Below are 20,027 nucleotides of genomic sequence, written 5' to 3'. Positions count from 1 at the left end.
AATAATTACAGAAACGAATGTAAACTGTACAATCGATACAAAATTAAAGATGGCCTTTTTTTGATGAATCCATACTTTTAGAAGATTAAAAATCTAAATTTAAAGATAAATTAAATGCTTTTTAAATTCTTGTTTTTAAATTAAAGATACTTTAAATTTTTTATTTATGGCTTACTATCATGTACATGGACTTATTCCAGATGGAATTTCTCAGTCCGAAGGATACAAAATGTTTGAGAAGTATATTGCTTCCGGTGCACCTATGGATAATTTTGATGGATTTGAATTAGTAAGTAGATTCCATGCGCCTGAAACAGGAGAGGTTTTTGTTACATTCAAGGCTGATAATCACTTAGCAATATCTCAACATTTTGGAGTTTGGAGAGCTAAATTTGGTCTTGATTGGAATATTACTGCTGTTTTAAATGATGATGAGGTTATTCAAAGAAACAAACAAGTTGCTGATGCTGTTGCTACAATGGGATAATTAAATTGATTGATATTTGATCTAAAATAAGGAGCATCTAGCTCTTTTTTGGAGAGAATTATTGGAATTTATTATTGAACCTTGTGCAGATTTAGATCAAACAGTAGCTCTATATTGTAAATGAAACGCTTACTAGTTCTACCTTTTAATTAATGGCTGAATCTTATTGGTTGATTAATTCAAAAAGAACAGAAGTAAAAAGGTTTGTAAAAAACGATAAGAGTATAGATGGTGTATTTGAGTATATGTTTATAGATACTGGAAAAATAGTTGGTGTGGTAGGGGAGGAACTGCCTTTAATGACAACAACTGTTTCTGTAGATATAGATTTAGCTAGAGAAATTTATGAAAGATTAATCTCTCAGGGATGGAAAAAAACTGGAGAGGTTTGGCTAAAATAAAAATAACTAGTTGCCCCTCATTTTTAGTAGTTGATTTTTTAAAAATGGGAAAAGAAACTCCTCAAATAACGGAAAAAGAAGCCTTGAGTATTTATGCGAGAATGCTCCATACTCTTGATTCGTCTGAGTTTGAATCGTTTTTGTCAGAAGACTTCTCATACTCTTCTCAAAAAGTTTTAACCGATATGAACTCAAAAGATGAATTCATTGAATACATCAGACCAAAACTTGAAATAATAAAAAAATCCAAGAGTCCTGTTTTTGCCGAACTAGGTATCTGCCCAGCCTATGGTCATAATGATTGCCTCATTATGGCCCAAGGCGATAAGTCCAATTTACTTGGAGTTGCTTATGCTTCTGTTTATGCAGGGAAAATAACAGGCCTTTCCTTATGTGTCGTTCCCACTCCGGATTCGGCAGAGCGTAGTGGTATTTATCCAGGTCTTTAAGTAATAGGAAATAAACCTTATTTAAATCGTTTTACTAAATTATTAATAGGAATCTAAGTGCTAGAGGTAACCACAGACATAAAAGTAGCATTAGTAAAAGAGTAATAGCATGGAAATTTGGAATGTACTGCTCTTTAAAAATTTGTGTCTTCATAATCTATCTCGCTTTTTTAAGTTTGATTTCTCTTCTAATAAGTAAAGCTATAACTACAACACACATGTTCATTAGAAATACGTCTAATGGCATTTAATAAAAAAGTCTCTACTTAATTAATAGCAAGATTATTGATCTACGAATCAAGAAATGATTATTAATGTTTATTGGCTTAATAAAAGCAATTTAAAAATTAAATGTGTGCTTAAATATTTCAGTTCTCATTACCTTAAAAATGTATTATTCAGAAACTAAAGTGATAATGGGTGGTTTAGCCCATGTTCCAATATTAATCTTCATAGTAAATTTTATTAAAGGAAAGTTTGAATCTTTAGCATCAAAAGTAGTTGTAGTTAAAGCGGAAGTGCCAAAGGTAAAAGAAGTTGAAGTAAAAGAAGAGGAAGCAAAAGAAGAGGGAGCAAAAGCAGAAGAGGAAAACTCAAGTTAAGTTAAAGAAGAAGAATAAAAAAGGAAAGATTAACTAAATCGAAATCCTATCAAGCATCAATACATCTTGGGCTTGGATTGTATCTCTCTTATCTTCATCTTCGTGATCTTTGTGGGATTCGATTTCATACTGAATTTTTTTCTTATAAATACCTTTGATATAGTCCACTTCTCTTTTATCTTTATCCAGAATTGAGAAGGGTGATCTTTTTAAGTTCATATCAATCGCCTAATAAATAAGTTTTAATCAGCTCCAGCTTTTATCAGATTCAATAAAACTATCCAATGTTTGTTGATTCCTGATTTCTTCCTCAAGAAGTTCTTCTTCTGATCTTTCTTCAATCTCAGATTTATGATCTTCTTTTAGTTTGGATTTGGTAGACATTTGCTCATGACGACTACACCAATGTTCTAACTAGTCAGACAGGCTTCCCGACTAATAAATATGTACGGTTTGAGGTACTCCTATATACGGATAAAGGATCAACAATTGAACTTTTTTATGGTTAAAATTACGGGAAATTTGACTGATTGAATAATACAAAAATACTTCTTGCAGAAACTTATTTCATTTGGCAATATAAGTAACCGACTCCAAAATTGGCACATCAAAATAAGATGTCTCCATTAATGGCTAGATAGAACTTAAGAAATAAAAGTCAGGGATTTTCTAATATTTTTCTTTTAGTTCAGCTGTTAAAAAGCTCCTACATACATACTGATACACAATGAAAATTATTAAGAGACTCAGGTCGCTGCCAGGCGATTCTCTGAGTATTATCCGCCGCACTCCGCCACTCGTTTTTGCAATGGCTGTTTTGTCTCTCGGGGGATTCATAGGTGCCTCTACAGTCCTTGTAAGAGGGTTCAGGATTATTGAGAATTCCATTACTGTTACAGGTGCAAGTACAGAAAGTTTTGAAAGTGATATTGCCAAATGGTCCGTTCAGGTTAGGGCAAGAGGAAAGACTCAGATCGACTCATTCAACAAGCATAAGGAGTCAATGAAAAAGACTATGAATTTTCTGAAAGCAAATGGAATCGAGGATGGTATCAAACAGGAAGTTTATCTTGGACCTGCCAGCATAAAAGAATATGAAACTAAGCATCCCAAGACCAATGAAATCATAAGAACAGAATGGATCACCTATCAAAGTATTGAAATCCAGAGCAATGATGTTCATCGAATTCAAAAAACCCACAGCAAGATAACTGAACTTCTTGGAGATGGTGTTTTGGTAAGACCAAGCTCTCCAGAATTCACATATTCAAAGCTTGCTGATAAAAGAGTAGATATGCTCGCAAAGGCTGCGAAGGATGCCCGAATCAGAGCTGAGGCTATTGCGTTTCAAACAGGATCTGAAGTTGGAGGTTTGAAGAAAGTAAACACCGGTGTTTTCCAGATCACAGTTCCAAATTCAACGAGAGTAAGTAGCTGGGGTTCATATGACACCACCACTATCAAGAAAGATATCACTGCAGTAATGGGAGTGACTTTCGCGGTTAAGTAATGACTCAGGGAGTCTTCTTTTTGCCTTTAAGAATCATCAATAAAGGCAGACCAATAAGCATAAGACTCCCGTCAATTAATAAAAAAGTATTCAGATTCATTTATCCATTCCTTCGGGTGTATCCCAATTAAGGGGTACACCTTTTTTAATTGGTTTTTTTTTCATATCATCCATCTTTTTTCTTATTTTGTTGTAGTATGCCATCTCTTCAGGATCATCAGAACCTAGACCATAATTCATGGTCGCTGCAAGATAAATTCTGTGCATGCGGTATTTCGATAGTGGCATAACTGAAGACAATCACTGTTAAATATATATGAATTTAAGGCAAAATGCTTACCTCTGAAATGCCTGTTATAAAAAGATATATCACACCTTTTCGTAAAGACGTGAAGAGAGGATAAAAGACAATAAAATTGATATTTATCAAAATAAATCTAAATATACTTCTTTGTCCAAGGACATTGATAAGCATATTTTTTATAAATTTTTGCCAGTCCTTTTTTGTAAAGTAATTCTTGGATATTGATATCATCTGCATAAAGTTCTCCAACAGTACGTTTATATCTATCAGTAGTAATGCGTTTTAATATTATGGATTTACCCTTTACTTTTGAATTCAAGTAATCTCTTGCAAACAATGCTTTCTTTGGATTGACTTTATTACCTCTTATTTCGGGCGTATCAATACATGCAAGTCTAATTTTCTCTCCTTTTGATGAGGTACATGTATCACCATCGTAACAACTAATGATTTTTACATTTATGAAATCATTTGATTCTATGGATTTCATAAATAAGATATTATTTAAAGATAAAAATAAAAGAACAAAGTAAGATAATCTTTTCATTTTTTATTTGAATTAATCTAGGGTATTGATTGATAAAAAATCGTTTTCATTTTATGCCTATTTGTGGTAAAGCTAGAGGAATTAATAGCAAAGTTGTATTTCAGCAAATAGCTAGTGGTGCAATAGTTATCAAATTAAGCATTAAGGTGAGTGTAGAGCAGGAGATTGGCAGAAAGGTTCGGAGAGATAAAAATTATTTAATACGGCCTACAAGAGTCTATTTAATTAAGTTTTAGTTGAAAAAGCAAAAAAAAACACGCCTCTTTGCGTTTAATGATTGCTAACGGCGGTTGTTTATTCATGCCCTCGTCGGGACTTGAACCCGAGACCTCTCCCTTACCAAGGGAGTGCTCTACCGCTGAGCTACAAGGGCAGTTTTTAAGTGGGCCGGGTTGGATTTGAACCAACGTAGGCAGAGCCAGCGGATTTACAGTCCGCCCCCTTTAACCACTCGGGCACCGACCCCCACTATTTGAACTTATCAGTTAATGGACACTTTGTGTGAAAATATTTTGGTTTTTTTGTTTCTTTATAGATAGGATTTGTAAAGAGAAGAATTCTTGATGATGGATATTTTATTGATTAATGGACCAAATCTTAATCTTTTGGGTACTAGAGAACCTGAAATATATGGTAATAAAACATTGAGAGATATAGAAAAAGATTTAACTAAAGTTGCTCAAGAAAAAAGTGTTAATCTTGAATGTTTTCAAAGTAATCATGAAGGAGAAATAGTTGATAAGATTCAGAATTCTGTAAAAAGTATCCAAGGTATTCTTATAAATGCGGGCGCTTTTACACATACTTCGATTTCCATTCGAGATGCTTTAATTGGATCAAAAATTCCATTTGTGGAGTTACATATCTCAAATATTTTTAGTAGAGAAGACTTTCGTAAAGAATCTTTCCTTACAGATAAAGCTATCGGAATAATTAGTGGATTCGGTGTATCCAGTTATTCCTTGGCTCTTGATGGAATAATAGAATATTTAAGTAATAAAGATTAAATGATAGTTGATTTTAAAAGGCCTTCTTCCCATATCAAATATTTGTCATCCTTTACATCTGATAAATGGATTCATATGGCATTATCAAATCCAATAGATATTCTTATTGATCATGCTCATTGTGAGAGGAAAGCAGCAGGAGTAGCAATTCAATTGATGTTTAGGTATCCGTCAGAAGCAAATTTGGCTGAAGTTTTAAGTCCAATTGCGAGGGAGGAATTAGAGCATTTTGAAAAAATATTCTATTTTTTAAAGAATCTTGGACATTCTCTTAAGGCACTAAAACCCCCTCCATATGGTGCTGAATTGTCTAAAAACATTAGAAAAGAAGAACCTAATCGGATGCTCGATAGTTTTTTAATCGCAGGATTGATTGAAGCAAGAAGTCATGAAAGATTAGGCTTGCTTGCACTGAATTCTGAAAACGAATCTTTTAAGTTCCTGTATGAGTCTTTGCTTGAGAGTGAAGCCAGACACTTTGGAATTTATTGGAAACTTGCGCAAACTAAATTCTCTAAAAATCAAACTTTTAAAAGGTTAGAGGAATTATCTAAAATTGAGTCAGAAATACTTTCTGAGACCTGCCTTATGCCAAGGGTACATAGTTAGAAAAAGTAAATTAAGAATGTTAATAAAAAATATTTTGAGAGTATTTAAAGAACACAAAAGTGATTCGCCATCATTAACTATTGTTGGGGTTGGACCTGGAAATCCATCACTTTTAACTATTGCGGCTGTAGATGCTATCAAAAACGCAAAAGTTATAATTTCTCCAGTATCAGATGATAACAAAAAAAGTTTTGCGGCAGAAATAGTCAAGAAATATACCAAATTTAAAAAAAATATATCTATCATCTTCCCAATGGCTAGAGAGGGTTTTGATCCTGATGAAATATGGTCTAATGCTGTAGAAAAAATTGTGAAATTTATAAATAATGGCGAATCAGTAGTTTTACTTTGTCTTGGAGATACTTCGCTATTTGCAAGCTCGTCTAATATCTTGAGAATAATAAAAAATAATTATCCCGAAATCATCACCAAAACCATACCTGGGATTTCTTCTGTTTCAGCAGCAGCAGCCTTGAATGATTTTGATTTGGTTAAAAAGGGAGAGACCTTGATAATCAAAGAATGCCCTTCTTCAAATTCAGAATTAACATCCCTTATAAGGGAAAGTAGAGGAAATAAAATTGTTTTAGCAATTATGAAAGTTGGGAAAAGATGGGATTTAGTCAGGGAAATCTTAAAAAAAGAGGATATTATCAATAACACACTCATAGCTCTAAGTATTGGTATGCCTAATCAAATTATTCAATATGCATCACAATATAAAAAGGAATTCATGCCTTATTTCTCTTTGATTTTGATAAGATTTGATGAATGAATAAAAAGGAAAATTTTAAAGGTAAACAAATTACGTGGCCAATATGTAAGAAACTATTATTTCTCGTTCTCGAAGATAAAGTTAGCGATGTTTTTGTTTGTGAATTGGTTTGGGAAAGACTTTTTTATATTAGAGAAAAACATTCGAAAGATTGGGTTTCTAGTGAATTAACTCCTGCCTATTGGGCAGAGAAATTCGTAAAAGCTCCTCAAATTATTTCAGAGCGAACAGCATCAGTACATTTGACCCGGTCAATTCCAAAGGAGCATAAACAAGGATTGAAAAATATTCTTTATTTTAAAGGTTATAAAATTAATGAACTTTATCCAAGAAGGACTAGAAGAGCAACTGCAGTAAACTGGTTAATTTATTGGGCTATTGAAAACAAAAGTTTTTCGAATGATAATTATGTGATTCCACAAACATGTTCTCCACCTCTTAATCCGGCATTTGGACATTTAGGTGATCCAGAAATAAAATAAGTTTTTTGAGCAAGGTAAATGATTCTATTGAAGCTATAGTTGTAATAGATACTACTTTCTTTGGAGTAAAGAATTGACACTTCCTACGGTAGCAATTATTGGAAGACCAAATGTAGGAAAATCTACCTTAGTTAATCGTCTTTGCCAAAGTAATGATGCAATAGTCTTTGATAAGCCTGGTGTAACAAGAGATAGAACTTATCAAAATGCAATATGGGGAGACAAGGAATTTCAGATTGTTGATACTGGAGGCTTAGTTTTTAATGATGATAGTGAATTTCTTCCAGAGATACGAACACAAGTTTACTTGGCCTTAGAAGAGGCTTCACTTGCTTTACTTGTGGTAGATGGCAATCAGGGTGTTACTGATGGTGATTTATCAATAGCAAAATGGTTAAGAAACTCAAGTTGTAAAACAATTGTTGCGGTTAATAAATGTGAATCAACTACCCTTGGCATTTCTTTAGCTTCTGAGTTTTGGAAATTAGGTTTGGGCGAACCTTACCCTGTTTCCGCTATTCATGGTTCAGGCACTGGCGATCTTTTAGATCTTGTCATTGGAGAACTGCCTGAAAATAATGTTAAGGAAGAAGAGGAAAAGATAATGATGTCAATTATTGGGAGGCCAAATGTTGGGAAATCTAGTCTGTTAAATTCAATCTCTGGTGAAAAAAGAGCAATAGTTAGTGATATTAGCGGAACCACCACTGATTCAATAGATACACTAATAAAAAAAGGTGATAATCAGTGGAAAATAGTTGATACTGCTGGGATTAGAAGGAAGAAAAATGTTAAATATGGTACTGAATTTTTTGGCATCAATAGGGCCTTTAAATCTATAGATAGAAGTGATGTTTGTGTTTTGGTTATAGATGCAATGGATGGAGTAACTGATCAAGACCAGAAATTGGCAGGACGAATAGAAGAACAAGGCAGAGCTTGTGTAATTGTTGTAAATAAATGGGATCTTGTTGATAAAAACAGTTCAACAATTTATCAAGTAGAAAAAGAACTTAGATCTAAACTATATTTTTTACACTGGTCAAAAATGATTTTTATTTCGGCCTTGACCGGGCAAAGAGTTGAAAATATTTTTGAGCATGCTCTTAATGCAGTTAAACAACATAGAAGAAGGGTATCAACATCTGTGGTAAATGAAGTGCTTAAAGAGTCTATTAGTTGGAAAAGCCCCCCCACGAAAAGAAGCGGCAAGCAAGGTAGACTTTATTACGGTACTCAAGTAAAGAATAAGCCTCCCACTTTTACTCTTTTTGTAAATGACCCGAAATTATTTGGAATTACATATAGAAGATATATTGAAAAACAAATTAGATTAAATTTAGGCTTTGAAGGCACACCTCTCATTTTACTTTGGAGAGGGAAACAGCAACGAGCTTTAAATAAAGAAGTAGAAAGGGAAAATATTGAGTTAATTCAAAAAGATTGATGAATATACTTACTAAGTTTTCAGTCGGGCAATATGTTTATGGCAATAGAAGTTGGCTAAGAATTATAGATACTAGATTAAAAATAATCATACTAATGTTATTTCTAATAACTCCAATTTGGGCAGGTCCTATTTGGAGATTGAGCTTAACAGGTTGTTTATTGTTAATTACTTTTTTTAGTTTATTGCCACCTAGAATATGGTGGCGATCATTATTTGTGCTCTCATGTTTATCATTATTAATTGGATTTATTTCAATACTTGCTTCATCTGATATTCAATCAATTGATAGCAATTTAAGAAATCCAAATGAGTTGCAAGTTTTTGTAGAGAACTATAAAGAATGGAACATTTTGCAAATTCCATCGCAGAAGATTTGGTTTATAAATTTTGGTCCTTTAAATTTATCGAGAAAAGCCTTTGAATTAGGAATAAAAACCTCAACTTTAATATTTACTGTTATTCATAGTGTTAATTTGATGCTTTTAACTACCTTACAAGAAGATATTGTATGGGGATTAAGTTGGTTTCTGTATCCATTAAGAAAAATTGGATTTCCAATAAGTAAGTGGCTTTTTCAGTTATTAATTGCATTGCGTTTTATACCTCTAGTGCAGGAAGAATTTCAAAATATAATTAAATCAGTATCAGTTAGGTCAATAAATTTCCGAAATTTAGGATTTAAGAAATCCTTTAATGTTTTATTGATTTTAGTTGAAAGGTTGTTTCTAAATATATTTCTGAGAATTGATCAAGGAGCAGAATCTTTGCTCTCGAAGAAAGAAATTTCTATAAAAACAAGTAGATTTAGAACTTTTCATCCTTCGAAATCTGCTAACGTAATTGTTAATACATTATCGATATGTTTTATTTGCATAGCAATTTTTCTTAGAAAACTGTATGGTGCATTATAAATAACAAAAAATTTAAGTTTGAGTTCCGAGCGTTATTTAAACCATCCAACATTTGGTATGTTGTACCAAGTCTCTCCTGGTAATGATGGAAGAGATATATACGCAACTTTGTACGCCCAAAAAATGTTCTTTTTGGTTGAAATCAGACAGAGAGAAGTTTTTTTTGAAGTTATACCTTATTTAGATGCCCGTAATCAGGCTGAATTTAACCTTCAAAAAGCTAGAAGAAAAGGATCTGAGGAGCTTTCTAAATGGGAGAATTTATTCACACAAACTTTTTTATAAAAGGTGAACTCTTCAAATTATTTAAAAATAAAAAATAAAATTCCATCAAATGTCAATATACTTGCTGTTAGTAAAGGATTTAGAAGTCAAGAAATCCAGACTATTCAAAAAATAGGTCAGAATGATTTTGGTGAGAGTAAGTTTCAAGAAGCATTTGAAAAGCAATCGAGCTTAAAAGACTTTAAACAAATTAGATGGCACTTTATTGGAAGAATACAAAGTAATAAAATAAAAAAGATAGTTCAAAATTTTAAATATATACATTCAGTTGATTCATTTGAAAAGTTGCAAAAGATTTCTAGTATTTCATTTGAAGAGAAGAAAAATCCATTCATTATGTTGCAGGTCAAGTTAAGCGATGACCCTTCTAAAGCAGGTTTTGATCCTGAACTTTTAGTATCAAAATGGGAAGAAATTCAAGAATTGAAAAATATCATGTTAACCGGTTTGATGACTATTAATCCTAAAGGACTTAATTCAAGGGAAAACTTACAATTGTTTAAAAAATGTCGCTCACTCGCTGATTCTCTTCAACTTCCTGATTGTTCAATGGGAATGTCAGGAGATTGGGAAGAAGCTATTGAAGCTGGATCAACTTGGCTAAGACTAGGCTCATTAATTTTTGGAGATAGAACATATTAGTTATTTTTTATAAAAATCTTGTCTATAAACTTGCGGTGAAGTGTAAGTAACGTTATTTAAGTATAGGTAGTTTATTCATTTAAAAAATGAATCTATTACTTAAGGTTTATTTACCTTAGTAATCAATTTCAAGAGGATTTAAAAGGTGTCACTTATTTCTAGATTAAAGGCAGTTGTTGCAGGGGACGAATATCTTGATGATGATTTTGATGATTTAGATTATGCATCACAAGATGAATTCAATGATATTAATGATTTCAAGCAAAATCAAAAAAACTCTAATAGCCTTGCTCATTCAAATCCATTCGAATTTATGAGTAACAACAGATCATCAAAAGTTGTCGGAATGCCTGGGATCTCAAATTCATCTTCAGAAGTAAGCTTAATGGAGCCAAGAAGTTTCGATGAGATGCCTCAAGCTATTCAGGCCTTAAGAGAGAGAAAAACTGTAATACTTAATTTGACTATGATGGATCCTGATCAAGCTCAAAGAGCAGTTGACTTTATTGCTGGAGGTACCTATGCAATTGATGGACATCAAGAGAGAGTAGGTGAAAGTATTTTTCTTTTTGCTCCAAGTTGCGTTAATGTAACAAGTTCTTTCCCAGAAGAAGCTTCACCTTCTAATATGTCTACAAAAAATACATCACAATACAGCTTTGAAAAAAATACTGCTCCTGAACCAGCATGGGGTAATTCTAAATTAAGTGCTTTTTCATGATTAATCTGTGACTGATAAAATTGCGATTATTGGTTTTGGAAACATTGCAAAAGCTATAATTACTCCTCTATTAGATAAAGAATTAATTCAGCCAAAGAACGTTTATTGTTTAGTAAATTCTCAAAAAAGTTTAGAAAATATAAGATCAAATTATAAACATCATATAAACGTCTATAAATCATGTACTAAAGGTTCAGAAATAATTTGGGATTGTAAGTTTAAACTTCTTTCAGTAAAACCCCAACATCTTAAAGATATAATTGAGGCTAAAAATTTAGAAACCAAGGACAATTTATTAGTCTCAATACTTGCGGGAGTTTCAATAGATAGACTTGCGCAAAAATTCCCTAACCATAATTGTGTGAGAATAGTTACAAATATTCCAATCACTGTTGGAAAGGGTTTAACAGGAATTGCTTGGGGTGAAAAAATTACAAAAGATCAGAAACAATTTACAAAGAAATTATTTGAAAATACTAGTAAAATCTATGAATTTACTGAAGATTATCTTGATATATTTTTAGCTTTAACGTCATCAGGACCTGCAATAATTGCTTTAATAATAGAAGCGCTTAGTGATGGTGGGTTGAGCGGTGGATTGCCAAAAATACTCTCAGAAGAACTTGTTATGGATATGATATTAGGGACTATTAGTTTAATTAAAGAAAAAAATCTAACTACTTCCGAGCTTAAAAATTTAGTAACTTCGCCAGGAGGAACAACTATCTCTGCATTGAGGGTTTTAGAAAAGAAAAGTATAAGGTCAGCTTTAATTGAAGCAATAGTTTCAGCTAGTAACCGAAGTAAGGATTTTAATTAGTTTTTAAAATCATCCTTTAAGTTCATATAAACTTTCTCTAGTGAATTTATATTTTTGGTAATTGTATACCGCTGAAGTACCCTTTCCCTAGCTTTCTCTCCAAGATCTTTTGTAAATGAAGGGTGTTCTATAAGAATTGGGATTATTGTTTTTAATTGTGTAGCCACATTATCAGTTGAAATTACTATTCCTGCTCCGTTATCTAAAACTTCACCATCAGCTCCTGCATCTGTAGCTATGCATGCAGTACCAGTTGACATTGCTTCTAAAAGTGACAAAGACAAACCCTCTACTAAGCTTGGTAAGAAAAATACTTCTGCTATTTGCATTATTGCTACCCTAGTTTCTAAATCTAATTCGGCACCCCACCAAAATAATTTATCTTTACTAATGTTAGAAAAACCATTTTCAAGTGTCGGCTTCATAGGTCCATCTCCAACTATAACTAATTTACAATTATTGTTTTTTATTTGTCGCCAAGAACGTAAAAGGGCTTCAATATTTTTTTCATTAGCAATCCTTCCCATATATAAAAAGATTCTTTCATTTCCTAGTTTATTTTTTACATAATCATATTTTTTATTTTTTTGGCAAAAGGGTTTCCAAATATTTTCATCAACTCCGTTTGGAATAATTATTTGTTTTTCTTTAGGTACTCCTAATTTTTCAAGAACATTTTTTTGAGGTTCTGAAAAAATGATGATTTTATCGAACTTAGAGAGAGTGGGAGCATAAAGTTGATACGTTAGTTGTTGAGTACTTGCTGTTAAATTTCTATTATTAGCATCAAATGCTGGATGAAATGTTCCTATCAGCGGGACTTTTATTGCATTACAAAGTTCTGGAAGTCTAAAGTCTAAAGGAGATAGAGTAAGACTGGCGTGTACGATATCTGGTTTTAATCTTTTTAATGATTGCCTCAACTCTTTTTCCGCTCTTGGGGAAGGAATTGTATAAACTTGTGACTTAATTAAATATGGGAGACTTACGTCAGGATCATTTGCCAGAAATAATGGTTTTGATGAATTTGAAGTAGAGGGATTATCAAAATGAATAAAACTAATTTTATGACCTCTGGCCTTTAAATTTTCAGTAGTTGAATTGCCATAAGTTACATTCCCACAAAAAGGAGATTTTTTACCCAGCCAGGCAATATGAACCACAATAATTAAATTAACTATTTATTAAATTAACAGTCAAAGCAACAAAGACCATAATTTTAAAGAAATTTATTTTGATTTAAAGGAGTTAACTATATAATTCTCGCAACATTTTTAGTGAAGATAGATCTTTCTCTAATTGGGTATAGATCCAAGTTTCAAGAATAAATAATATTTTAAGCCAAACTTTTTTTGGTCCTAATAATTCTCCATTCGACTTTATTGGTAACTCGGGAAAAAGAAGTCTCTGTAATAAAGCAACTTCAGAGGCATTAATTTTTAGGTTACTTTGCGGATCTTCGATAGATGAAAAACCTTCATTTGGCAAATAATAACAACTCCATTCCCAATTTCCTAAAGGTGGAATAATAGAATCTCCCGTTTTACAGCAATGATGAATTGGTAAATTAATTCCACCTATCGCCAATAGATGTATTAAAGATTGAATACTCATTGAAAGAATTTTAATATCTTCTTCTTTAGATTCTTCATATAAACAAATCCTATCTAAATGAGCGAGAACACATGACAAGTAGTTTTGTTGCTTATCATTATTACCTACTAATAAAAATGTTAATTCTGTTATTGCTTGAGCGGCTGCAAGACATTCAATATTTTTCCCAAGACCAGAATAGCTTTTTAAGATTTTTATTTGACGTACAGATTTAAGGTTTCTTTTGCCAAAAATTTGCAAACTCATGTATGTTAATGGTGTAGTGGCTGCAAGACTACTTTTTGGCCGGCGCGCACCAGGTACAGCTAATCGAACTATTCCTTGCTCATCTGTAAGGATGGTTATTAACCTATCATTCTCTCCTAATGGAGAAGACTTAATGCAGAGACCCTCTAATCGACATTCCCCAGAACCAGACATTTAAATAACTTTTAATTCTTGAAAAATCTCAGAAAAATTTGAAGTCCCTACGCAAGTGATTCCATTATCAAACAAATCAATAATTTGAGTAAGTTTTTTTATACCACCTACAACTTTGATTTGATTTGGAGAGCCTATAATTTTCAGGATTTCGGCAATATCATCTGATGTAATAGGAGGCCCAAATCCGTCCCCGAATTGAAAATTTTTTATTCCTAATTCCAAGCATATTTCTATCACATTAGAAAAAACTTCTTCTTGAAGTTTTGATTTATTTATGATTATTGTAACTGGTAATCCAGATAACTTAACTTGTTCAATTTCAGAAGCGAAGGTTTCTGAGTTTTTCTTGGATAAATTTATAAAATTTGGGATATATTCAATTCCATTTGCTCCGTTATCTTTTGCAAAACAGACCAATTCTTCAATAAATGAAACTGGTAAATCTGCTAAAGGGTAGGAAATAAGTGCGTTTATGTTTGCGCTGTAATTGGTCAAACGGTTTTTAAAATCAGCTAAATAATTTACTGAAGAAGAAATATTCTTAATGTTGTATTTTTTTATTAAATCGCAATTCGCACAGAAATCTTCCCACCTTAGATAGGGATTAATAATAATCGCATGAATTTTCTCGTTTAATTCATATTCAATGTTTGCCATTTAAAAGTTATTTAGATTGAATCAGGCCATAACCTCCATGATTCCTTTTGTATATAACTTGAAGTTCGTTATTTTTCTTATTTCGAAAAACATAAAAATCATGATCAATTAGATCTAATTGTTTTCTTGCTTCTTCTGATGAAATTGGAGTCATTTCAAAGTATTTATTTTTTATAGATGGCTCAGGCAGACTTGCTTCAGTTCCTTCTTTAAATAAAGCTTTATCTAAAAAATTTGATTCCATACTTTCACTTGGTAAAGAATCTTTATTTTTAAATTGTTTATTATGAGTTGTTTTATTATTTCTTTCTTTGTATTTGCGTAATTTTCTACAAAGTTTATTTGAAACTAAGTCAATGCTTGAGTATAGATTTTCAGTTTTTTCTTCAGCTCTAATCACTGTACCATTTGCGAAAATAGTAACTTCTGCAGTTTGGAACGAGACTCTTGGATTCTTTTCTATTGAAAGGTGTATGTCAGCTTCTTTAACGATATCCTTATAGTGATGAGTTGCTTTTTCTATCTTTGCCTCAGTATATTCTTTTAATGCTCCAGTGAGCTCAAGATTCTTTCCATGGATTAAAATTTTCATAACAAATCTAAAAATATTTACTTACTTTCTAAATCTACTTAAATATGGAAAATAGAACAGCAATAATTAAACAACCTGATAATATTTCTTCTTTTAATGATATTTACAAATTACAAAAAGAATATCAGGAGGCATTGATTTTAGATAATTCTAACCCTGATTTTATTTGGATAGGGGAGCATCAACTCTGTTATACATTGGGGAGAGGATCTAATTACGATAATTTACTATTTTCTCTGAATGATTCTAAATATGATGTTTTTAAGATTGATAGAGGTGGAGAGGTAACTTGTCATATGCCAGGACAATTAGTAACGTATTTGGTTTTAGATTTGAAAAATTTTAATAAAGATTTAAATTGGTACTTAAGAAAAATTGAAGAAATTATTATAAAAATCCTTGGAACTTTTAATATAGAATGTCACTCTAGAAAAGGGTTTACTGGTGTTTGGATAGGAAATAAGAAAATTGCCTCAATTGGAATTGGCTGTAAAAGATGGATTACAATAAATGGATTTTCAATCAATATTAACTGCGAATTAGAAAACTTTAATAAAATTGTTCCTTGCGGAATAGAAAATTGTCTTATGGCAAATATGATTGATTACAACAAAAATTTAAATATTCAAGAAGTCAAGAGAATTGTTAAAAAAATCATTCAGGAAGAATTTAATTTTGATTTTGTATCAAAATAGAAATTAAAATTTTAAAATTAATTTAATATGAGTGATCTAGCGTATTGGCATTCAGCCAAACCTCTTTCTAAAAAAGATAAATTTGCTATAAGTAGAGATTTTATTAAGAACCTTCATCACATAGATCAAATTTGGGAAAAATTAAAAATTAAATTTGGTGATACTTTAGCTGTTTCCGATTTAAGAGGGAAATACAAAGAAAAATTTTCTTATTCTGAGCTGGCTGATTTAATAACAAAAGTCTCTTTTTGTTTTAAAAATTATGGTTTAGTAAAGGGTGATGTTGTTACTGTAATATCTGAAAATTCTCCAAGGTGGCTAGTTGTAGATCAAGGCTTAATGCGTTTAGGAGCTATAAATGCAGTTAGAGGTATTAATTCTCCTCCAGTAGAATTAGAATATATTATTGAGCACTCTAATTCAGTAGGTCTAATAGTTCAGTCTAAGGAGATTTGGCTAAAGTTAAACAATAGAGAAGAATTAAAAAAAAGACTGAAATTTATAATCAATTTAGAAGATGAACAATTTGAAAGTTTAATAAGTTGGAGTAAATTTATAAGTTCAGTAGAAAAAGAAAATTCACAAAATAATAATCTTGAAAAATTTAATCCAGGACTTGATGACGTCGCTACTATTCTTTACACTTCTGGGACAACAGGAAAACCTAAAGGTGTCCCACTGACGCATGCAAATTTTTTACATCAAATAATCAATTTAGCTTATATCGCTGATCCAGAACCAGGGACCTCTGTATTAAGCGTTTTGCCTATCTGGCATTCTTATGAGAGGAGCGCTGAATACTTCTTTTTTTCTTGTGGTTGTTCTCAATACTATACAATTCCAAAATTTCTGAAAGATGATATCACACAAGTAAAACCTGTTGTCATGGCTACTGTCCCAAGACTATGGGAGGCAATACATGATGGTTTTTATCAGGCGTTGAAAAAAATGCCTTCCAAAAAGCAAAAACTTATTAAGTTTTTGATAAGTAATAGTTCAGTTTTCAAAAGAAGTCTAAGAAAGATAAGAAATTTAGATATCAATCAAACAACTTTTAGGTCAAAAATCCCCTTACTAGTTTCTGTTATTAGCCGGTATCCTTTACATAAATTGTCTACTATTTTTTTATGGCCGAATATTCTTAGAAAACTATGCGGAGAAAAACTGAAATTTCCCATTAACGGCGGAGGTGCATTGCCAGAACATGTGGATCTTTTTTTTGAGTCTTTAGGTGTAGATGTTTTGGTAGGGTATGGACTCACAGAAACTAGTCCAGTATTAACTTGTAGAAGAAGAGAATTAAATGTTAGAGGATCATCTGGTCAGCCTCTAGCATTTACTGAAATCAAAATAGTGAATGATGATAAAAAAAAGATTCTGAAGTTCAGAGAAGTCGGAAAAATTCTTGTTAAGGGGCCGCAAGTAATGAAAGGTTATCTTAACAATGAAATAGCTACAAAAGATGTTTTATCCAAGGATGGTTGGTTTGATACTGGTGATTTAGGGTTTCTTATACCAAATGGTTCTCTATTTATAACAGGAAGAGCCAAGGATACAATAGTGTTATCAAGTGGTGAAAATATAGAGCCGAATCCGCTTGAGACTGAAATCCTTAGTTCTGAATTTATTAATCAGATTCAACTAGTAGGACAAGATAAGAAATGTTTAACAGCCCTTGTAGTTCCTAATGTCGAATTGGTTAAAAGCAAGTTTTTCGAAGAAGATCTTTCAAAATTAAACCTAAATAAGAATATTGGTACATTTTTCAAATCACAAATTAATAATTTGCTTAAAAGTCGATTAGGAGCAAGATCAGAAGAACAAATATTAGATTGTTATTTTGTTGATGCCTTTACTCTAGAAAATGGGTTGTTAACACAAACTCTTAAACAAAAAAGAAAAGAAATAGAAAAAAAGTATTCATTACAAATAGAAAATATGTATGAAAACAAATTTAGTAAGAAAATTTGATTTGTTCTATCTATATTGAAAAGGTGATTTAATTTTTTATGGAAACAAAAAACTCAATATCTATAAAGCGCTCAATAGCTATTAAAGCTGTAGTAACACCAACTTGGAAGGAAGATGCTGAAAAAGAATTAAGTAAAGCAATTTCAAACATTGATCAGCAATTATCGCAACTGGAGCAGGAGGGGCAGCAAATAGTAAATAATATTAGATCCCAATCGGTTAATCCTCTAGATCCAAGGGTTCAAGAACAGGTTAGTCAGGTGCAACAACAAGTCGCAGCAAAACGAAATGAAATTGAAGAACAAAAAAGAAATCTACTTCAACAACAGAGTCAAGTTCGCGAATTAAAAATGGACGAAATTGTTGATCAAGGGCAAGTGGATAGTTTCTGTGATGTCACTGTGGGCGACAATCTTATTGAAAAAATGCAAGTCTCGATTACGGTAAAAGATGGAGTTATTCAATCTATAGATAATAATTAAAAAAAAGATTTAGTATTTTTGATAAATATAAATAAACCTTAATTTCGAAAAGTTTTAAACTCTAATCGATCTAAATTATTACTTTCTTAAGTTTTAAGAGTTCCCACTGTGAACATGATTTCGTATAATTAAATCAAGAGTTAAAAGGGTTCTTAATCATAAAAACTTTTGAAAGTTTGGTAAAAATCCCTTAAAACTTATGCAATAACAATTTTCTTATGTCTCACGAAATATTCATGCCTGCCTTGAGTTCTACTATGACGGAGGGCAAGATTGTGGAATGGTTGAAAAATCCGGGAGATAAGGTTGAAAGAGGCGAATCTGTCTTGGTTGTTGAATCTGACAAGGCAGATATGGATGTTGAATCTTTTCAAGATGGATATCTTGCAGCAGTTTTAATGCCTGCTGGTAGCACTGCACCTGTTGGAGAAACTATTGGTCTCATTGTAGAAAATGAGAATGAGATAGCCTCAGTTCAAGAACAAAATAAAGGAACTCAACCCGAAATCTCAACTTCAGACCAACTTGAATTGGTAAGCAATAAAACCGAAGAAAAACCAGTAATCCAGACTGAAAATATCAAGAAAGAAGCTGAAGAAGTCGTCTTAAAGAGTGAAAAGCCTCTCCCATCTTTTAATGTCAATCAAATTAATGCCGCAACAAGTAATGTTTCTTCGAGGATAATTGCATCTCCAAGAGCTAAAAAATTAGCCTCTCAAATGGGTGTTGATTTAGCAAAGATTCATGGATCTGGCCCTCACGGAAGGATTCAAGCCGATGATATTTTAAAAGCTAATGGCCAACCTGTTTCTATACCATGGATAGGAGAAGGTAGTTCTCCTGCAAGTATTCCTGGTGCAAATTTGGGAGTTGAAAGTAAACCAGAAACTTCAGGAAATAGTTTTGGTAGTCCTGGAGAAACAGTTCAATTTAATACTCTTCAAAAAGCGGTAAATAAAAATATGGAATCTAGTTTAGATGTTCCATGTTTTAGGGTGGGTTACTCTATCAATACAGATAAATTAGATAATTTTTACAAAAAGGTAAAACAGAATGGAGTTACTATGACTGCTTTACTTGTAAAAGCAGTTGCAAAGACACTAAAGAAACATCCTCAAGTTAACTCAAGCTTTTCAGAAAATGGAATTTCTTATCCAGAAAATATAAATATTGCTGTTGCTGTTGCGATGGAAGATGGGGGACTAATAACTCCAGTATTAAAAGAACCATGCAATACTGATTTATTTGAATTATCTAGGGAATGGAAAGATCTCGTAAAAAGATCGAGATCAAAACAATTAGAACCAGATGAATACTCAACGGGGACATTTACCTTATCTAACCTTGGTATGTTTGGTGTTGATAGATTTGACGCAATACTACCCCCAGGGACCGGTGCGATCTTAGCGATAGCATCATCGAAACCAACTGTTGTAGCTAATAGTGATGGTTCAATATCTGTTAAAAAAATAATGCAAGTAAATCTTACAGCTGATCACAGAGTGATCTATGGAGCTGATGGAGCTTCATTCTTGAAAGACTTAGCTTCCCTTATAGAAAATGAGCCAGAGACACTTGTATCTTAAATTTA

General features: G+C 32.1%; 28 protein-coding genes and 2 tRNA genes. 20 read left to right on the top strand and 10 right to left on the bottom strand.

Going from position 1 to position 20,027, the window contains the following annotated elements; genetic code table 11:
- Window positions 1-166: 166 nt before the first annotated feature.
- The 4 genes from JJ847_00405 to JJ847_00390 all read left to right on the top strand — a co-directional run bounded on the left by JJ847_00405 (window position 167) and on the right by JJ847_00390 (window position 1,939).
- On the top strand, window positions 167-487 hold the full coding sequence (locus tag JJ847_00405; GenBank protein ID MBO6959351.1) for a DUF3303 domain-containing protein: 321 nt from the start codon (window positions 167-169) through the stop codon (window positions 485-487).
- A gap of 152 nt (window positions 488-639) precedes the next feature.
- Window positions 640-888: a DUF1651 domain-containing protein gene (locus JJ847_00400; protein ID MBO6959350.1), complete on the top strand. Its 249-nt coding sequence runs from the start codon at window positions 640-642 to the stop codon at window positions 886-888.
- Between the two features lie 44 nt (window positions 889-932).
- A complete protein-coding gene (locus tag JJ847_00395) occupies window positions 933-1,337 on the top strand; it encodes a hypothetical protein (protein ID MBO6959349.1) in 405 nt (134 codons plus the stop codon).
- 389 nt (window positions 1,338-1,726) lie between these two features.
- Window positions 1,727-1,939 (top strand): hypothetical protein, encoded by a 213-nt coding sequence (locus tag JJ847_00390; GenBank protein ID MBO6959348.1) that lies wholly within the window; start codon window positions 1,727-1,729, stop codon window positions 1,937-1,939.
- A 33-nt stretch (window positions 1,940-1,972) separates the two neighbouring features.
- On the opposite strand, the gene JJ847_00385 is transcribed toward JJ847_00390, so the two are convergent.
- Complete coding sequence (locus JJ847_00385; protein ID MBO6959347.1) at window positions 1,973-2,158, bottom strand: hypothetical protein; 186 nt, start codon at window positions 2,156-2,158, stop codon at window positions 1,973-1,975.
- A gap of 27 nt (window positions 2,159-2,185) precedes the next feature.
- The gene (locus tag JJ847_00380) at window positions 2,186-2,323 is read right to left on the bottom strand and encodes a hypothetical protein (protein MBO6959346.1); all 138 of its coding nucleotides are present in this window, start codon (window positions 2,321-2,323) and stop codon (window positions 2,186-2,188) included.
- A gap of 343 nt (window positions 2,324-2,666) precedes the next feature.
- Here JJ847_00380 and JJ847_00375 point away from each other — a divergent pair, with 343 nt between their 5' ends.
- On the top strand, window positions 2,667-3,449 hold the full coding sequence (locus tag JJ847_00375; GenBank protein ID MBO6959345.1) for an SIMPL domain-containing protein: 783 nt from the start codon (window positions 2,667-2,669) through the stop codon (window positions 3,447-3,449).
- A 96-nt stretch (window positions 3,450-3,545) separates the two neighbouring features.
- Here JJ847_00375 and JJ847_00370 read toward each other — a convergent pair whose 3' ends face one another.
- Entirely contained in the window at window positions 3,546-3,737 is a 192-nt protein-coding gene (locus tag JJ847_00370) for a hypothetical protein (protein ID MBO6959344.1), read from the bottom strand.
- A 149-nt stretch (window positions 3,738-3,886) separates the two neighbouring features.
- Entirely contained in the window at window positions 3,887-4,243 is a 357-nt protein-coding gene (locus JJ847_00365) for a thermonuclease family protein (protein ID MBO6959343.1), read from the bottom strand.
- A gap of 110 nt (window positions 4,244-4,353) precedes the next feature.
- Here JJ847_00365 and JJ847_00360 point away from each other — a divergent pair, with 110 nt between their 5' ends.
- A complete protein-coding gene (locus tag JJ847_00360) occupies window positions 4,354-4,536 on the top strand; it encodes a hypothetical protein (GenBank protein MBO6959342.1) in 183 nt (60 codons plus the stop codon).
- 65 nt (window positions 4,537-4,601) lie between these two features.
- On the opposite strand, the gene JJ847_00355 is transcribed toward JJ847_00360, so the two are convergent.
- Both JJ847_00355 and JJ847_00350 read right to left on the bottom strand, forming a co-directional pair.
- Window positions 4,602-4,673, bottom strand: a tRNA-Thr gene (locus JJ847_00355).
- 10 nt (window positions 4,674-4,683) lie between these two features.
- Window positions 4,684-4,765, bottom strand: a tRNA-Tyr gene (locus JJ847_00350).
- Window positions 4,766-4,866: 101 nt separating this feature from the next.
- Between JJ847_00350 and aroQ the strand changes: the two genes are divergently transcribed.
- From aroQ to proC, 10 genes are all read left to right on the top strand, one after another.
- Entirely contained in the window at window positions 4,867-5,307 is a 441-nt protein-coding gene (aroQ, locus tag JJ847_00345) for a type II 3-dehydroquinate dehydratase (protein ID MBO6959341.1), read from the top strand.
- A complete protein-coding gene (locus JJ847_00340; protein ID MBO6959340.1) occupies window positions 5,308-5,916 on the top strand; it encodes a tRNA-(ms[2]io[6]A)-hydroxylase in 609 nt (202 codons plus the stop codon).
- 16 nt (window positions 5,917-5,932) lie between these two features.
- Entirely contained in the window at window positions 5,933-6,691 is a 759-nt protein-coding gene (locus tag JJ847_00335) for a precorrin-2 C(20)-methyltransferase (GenBank protein MBO6959339.1), read from the top strand.
- Window positions 6,688-7,173 carry a DUF1823 family protein gene (locus tag JJ847_00330; protein ID MBO6959338.1) on the top strand — a complete coding sequence of 162 codons (486 nt, stop codon included), beginning with the start codon at window positions 6,688-6,690 and terminating at the stop codon, window positions 7,171-7,173. Before JJ847_00335 ends, JJ847_00330 begins: the two co-directional genes overlap by 4 nt.
- A gap of 73 nt (window positions 7,174-7,246) precedes the next feature.
- Window positions 7,247-8,620 carry a ribosome biogenesis GTPase Der gene (gene der / locus JJ847_00325; GenBank protein ID MBO6959337.1) on the top strand — a complete coding sequence of 458 codons (1,374 nt, stop codon included), beginning with the start codon at window positions 7,247-7,249 and terminating at the stop codon, window positions 8,618-8,620.
- Entirely contained in the window at window positions 8,620-9,534 is a 915-nt protein-coding gene (locus JJ847_00320) for an energy-coupling factor transporter transmembrane protein EcfT (protein MBO6959336.1), read from the top strand. The genes der and JJ847_00320 overlap by 1 nt, the downstream gene beginning before the upstream one ends.
- An 18-nt stretch (window positions 9,535-9,552) precedes the next feature.
- A complete protein-coding gene (locus tag JJ847_00315) occupies window positions 9,553-9,819 on the top strand; it encodes a PipX family protein (protein ID MBO6959335.1) in 267 nt (88 codons plus the stop codon).
- A 3-nt stretch (window positions 9,820-9,822) separates the two neighbouring features.
- Window positions 9,823-10,461, top strand: coding sequence for a YggS family pyridoxal phosphate-dependent enzyme (locus tag JJ847_00310; GenBank protein ID MBO6959334.1), 639 nt, complete (start codon window positions 9,823-9,825; stop codon window positions 10,459-10,461).
- Window positions 10,462-10,606: 145 nt separating this feature from the next.
- Window positions 10,607-11,182, top strand: a complete 576-nt coding sequence (locus JJ847_00305) for a cell division protein SepF (protein ID MBO6959333.1) — start codon at window positions 10,607-10,609, stop codon at window positions 11,180-11,182.
- A gap of 7 nt (window positions 11,183-11,189) precedes the next feature.
- The gene (proC, locus tag JJ847_00300) at window positions 11,190-12,002 is read left to right on the top strand and encodes a pyrroline-5-carboxylate reductase (protein ID MBO6959332.1); all 813 of its coding nucleotides are present in this window, start codon (window positions 11,190-11,192) and stop codon (window positions 12,000-12,002) included.
- On the opposite strand, the gene JJ847_00295 is transcribed toward proC, so the two are convergent.
- The 4 genes from JJ847_00295 to raiA form a co-directional block, all read right to left on the bottom strand.
- Complete coding sequence (locus JJ847_00295) at window positions 11,999-13,165, bottom strand: glycosyltransferase family 4 protein (GenBank protein ID MBO6959331.1); 1,167 nt, start codon at window positions 13,163-13,165, stop codon at window positions 11,999-12,001. The two genes, proC and JJ847_00295, sit on opposite strands and share 4 nt — an antisense overlap.
- Before the next feature lie 85 nt (window positions 13,166-13,250).
- A complete protein-coding gene (recO, locus tag JJ847_00290; GenBank protein MBO6959330.1) occupies window positions 13,251-14,036 on the bottom strand; it encodes a DNA repair protein RecO in 786 nt (261 codons plus the stop codon).
- Window positions 14,037-14,696: a 2-deoxyribose-5-phosphate aldolase gene (locus JJ847_00285; GenBank protein ID MBO6959329.1), complete on the bottom strand. Its 660-nt coding sequence runs from the start codon at window positions 14,694-14,696 to the stop codon at window positions 14,037-14,039.
- Between the two features lie 7 nt (window positions 14,697-14,703).
- Window positions 14,704-15,288, bottom strand: a complete 585-nt coding sequence (gene raiA, locus JJ847_00280; protein ID MBO6959328.1) for a ribosome-associated translation inhibitor RaiA — start codon at window positions 15,286-15,288, stop codon at window positions 14,704-14,706.
- 44 nt (window positions 15,289-15,332) lie between these two features.
- Between raiA and lipB the strand changes: the two genes are divergently transcribed.
- The 4 genes from lipB to JJ847_00260 all read left to right on the top strand — a co-directional run bounded on the left by lipB (window position 15,333) and on the right by JJ847_00260 (window position 20,022).
- Window positions 15,333-15,983: a lipoyl(octanoyl) transferase LipB gene (gene lipB, locus JJ847_00275; protein ID MBO6959327.1), complete on the top strand. Its 651-nt coding sequence runs from the start codon at window positions 15,333-15,335 to the stop codon at window positions 15,981-15,983.
- 27 nt (window positions 15,984-16,010) lie between these two features.
- Window positions 16,011-17,954 (top strand): AMP-binding protein, encoded by a 1,944-nt coding sequence (locus JJ847_00270; GenBank protein ID MBO6959326.1) that lies wholly within the window; start codon window positions 16,011-16,013, stop codon window positions 17,952-17,954.
- Between the two features lie 38 nt (window positions 17,955-17,992).
- Window positions 17,993-18,436: a YlqD family protein gene (locus tag JJ847_00265; GenBank protein ID MBO6959325.1), complete on the top strand. Its 444-nt coding sequence runs from the start codon at window positions 17,993-17,995 to the stop codon at window positions 18,434-18,436.
- A gap of 218 nt (window positions 18,437-18,654) precedes the next feature.
- Window positions 18,655-20,022: a 2-oxo acid dehydrogenase subunit E2 gene (locus JJ847_00260; GenBank protein MBO6959324.1), complete on the top strand. Its 1,368-nt coding sequence runs from the start codon at window positions 18,655-18,657 to the stop codon at window positions 20,020-20,022.
- The last annotated feature ends 5 nt before the right edge of the window (window positions 20,023-20,027 follow it).

It is taken from the genome of Prochlorococcus marinus CUG1438, assembly GCA_017644325.1.
Taxonomy (GTDB): Bacteria; Cyanobacteriota; Cyanobacteriia; order PCC-6307; family Cyanobiaceae; genus Prochlorococcus_A; species Prochlorococcus_A marinus_AA.
Note: the sequence above shows the minus strand (reverse complement) of the source record. Positions and strands in the feature narration are given on the sequence as shown.

What these genes read in the sequence shown, in the direction of transcription:
- JJ847_00330 (MBO6959338.1), top strand. Translation starts at nt 6,688, where the DNA reads ATGAATAAAAAGGAAAATTTTAAAGGTAAACAAATTACGTGGCCAATA.
- JJ847_00390 (MBO6959348.1), top strand. Translation starts at nt 1,727, where the DNA reads ATGTATTATTCAGAAACTAAAGTGATAATGGGTGGTTTAGCCCATGTT.
- JJ847_00265 (MBO6959325.1), top strand. Translation starts at nt 17,993, where the DNA reads ATGGAAACAAAAAACTCAATATCTATAAAGCGCTCAATAGCTATTAAA.
- raiA (MBO6959328.1), bottom strand. Translation starts at nt 15,288, where the DNA reads ATGAAAATTTTAATCCATGGAAAGAATCTTGAGCTCACTGGAGCATTA.
- aroQ (MBO6959341.1), top strand. Translation starts at nt 4,867, where the DNA reads ATGGATATTTTATTGATTAATGGACCAAATCTTAATCTTTTGGGTACT.
- JJ847_00365 (MBO6959343.1), bottom strand. Translation starts at nt 4,243, where the DNA reads ATGAAATCCATAGAATCAAATGATTTCATAAATGTAAAAATCATTAGT.
- JJ847_00340 (MBO6959340.1), top strand. Translation starts at nt 5,308, where the DNA reads ATGATAGTTGATTTTAAAAGGCCTTCTTCCCATATCAAATATTTGTCA.
- recO (MBO6959330.1), bottom strand. Translation starts at nt 14,036, where the DNA reads ATGTCTGGTTCTGGGGAATGTCGATTAGAGGGTCTCTGCATTAAGTCT.
- JJ847_00380 (MBO6959346.1), bottom strand. Translation starts at nt 2,323, where the DNA reads ATGTCTACCAAATCCAAACTAAAAGAAGATCATAAATCTGAGATTGAA.
- JJ847_00385 (MBO6959347.1), bottom strand. Translation starts at nt 2,158, where the DNA reads ATGAACTTAAAAAGATCACCCTTCTCAATTCTGGATAAAGATAAAAGA.
- JJ847_00335 (MBO6959339.1), top strand. Translation starts at nt 5,933, where the DNA reads ATGTTAATAAAAAATATTTTGAGAGTATTTAAAGAACACAAAAGTGAT.
- JJ847_00270 (MBO6959326.1), top strand. Translation starts at nt 16,011, where the DNA reads ATGAGTGATCTAGCGTATTGGCATTCAGCCAAACCTCTTTCTAAAAAA.
- JJ847_00400 (MBO6959350.1), top strand. Translation starts at nt 640, where the DNA reads ATGGCTGAATCTTATTGGTTGATTAATTCAAAAAGAACAGAAGTAAAA.
- JJ847_00375 (MBO6959345.1), top strand. Translation starts at nt 2,667, where the DNA reads ATGAAAATTATTAAGAGACTCAGGTCGCTGCCAGGCGATTCTCTGAGT.
- JJ847_00405 (MBO6959351.1), top strand. Translation starts at nt 167, where the DNA reads ATGGCTTACTATCATGTACATGGACTTATTCCAGATGGAATTTCTCAG.
- JJ847_00285 (MBO6959329.1), bottom strand. Translation starts at nt 14,696, where the DNA reads ATGGCAAACATTGAATATGAATTAAACGAGAAAATTCATGCGATTATT.
- JJ847_00370 (MBO6959344.1), bottom strand. Translation starts at nt 3,737, where the DNA reads ATGCCACTATCGAAATACCGCATGCACAGAATTTATCTTGCAGCGACC.
- JJ847_00320 (MBO6959336.1), top strand. Translation starts at nt 8,620, where the DNA reads ATGAATATACTTACTAAGTTTTCAGTCGGGCAATATGTTTATGGCAAT.
- JJ847_00260 (MBO6959324.1), top strand. Translation starts at nt 18,655, where the DNA reads ATGTCTCACGAAATATTCATGCCTGCCTTGAGTTCTACTATGACGGAG.
- JJ847_00395 (MBO6959349.1), top strand. Translation starts at nt 933, where the DNA reads ATGGGAAAAGAAACTCCTCAAATAACGGAAAAAGAAGCCTTGAGTATT.
- lipB (MBO6959327.1), top strand. Translation starts at nt 15,333, where the DNA reads ATGGAAAATAGAACAGCAATAATTAAACAACCTGATAATATTTCTTCT.
- JJ847_00360 (MBO6959342.1), top strand. Translation starts at nt 4,354, where the DNA reads ATGCCTATTTGTGGTAAAGCTAGAGGAATTAATAGCAAAGTTGTATTT.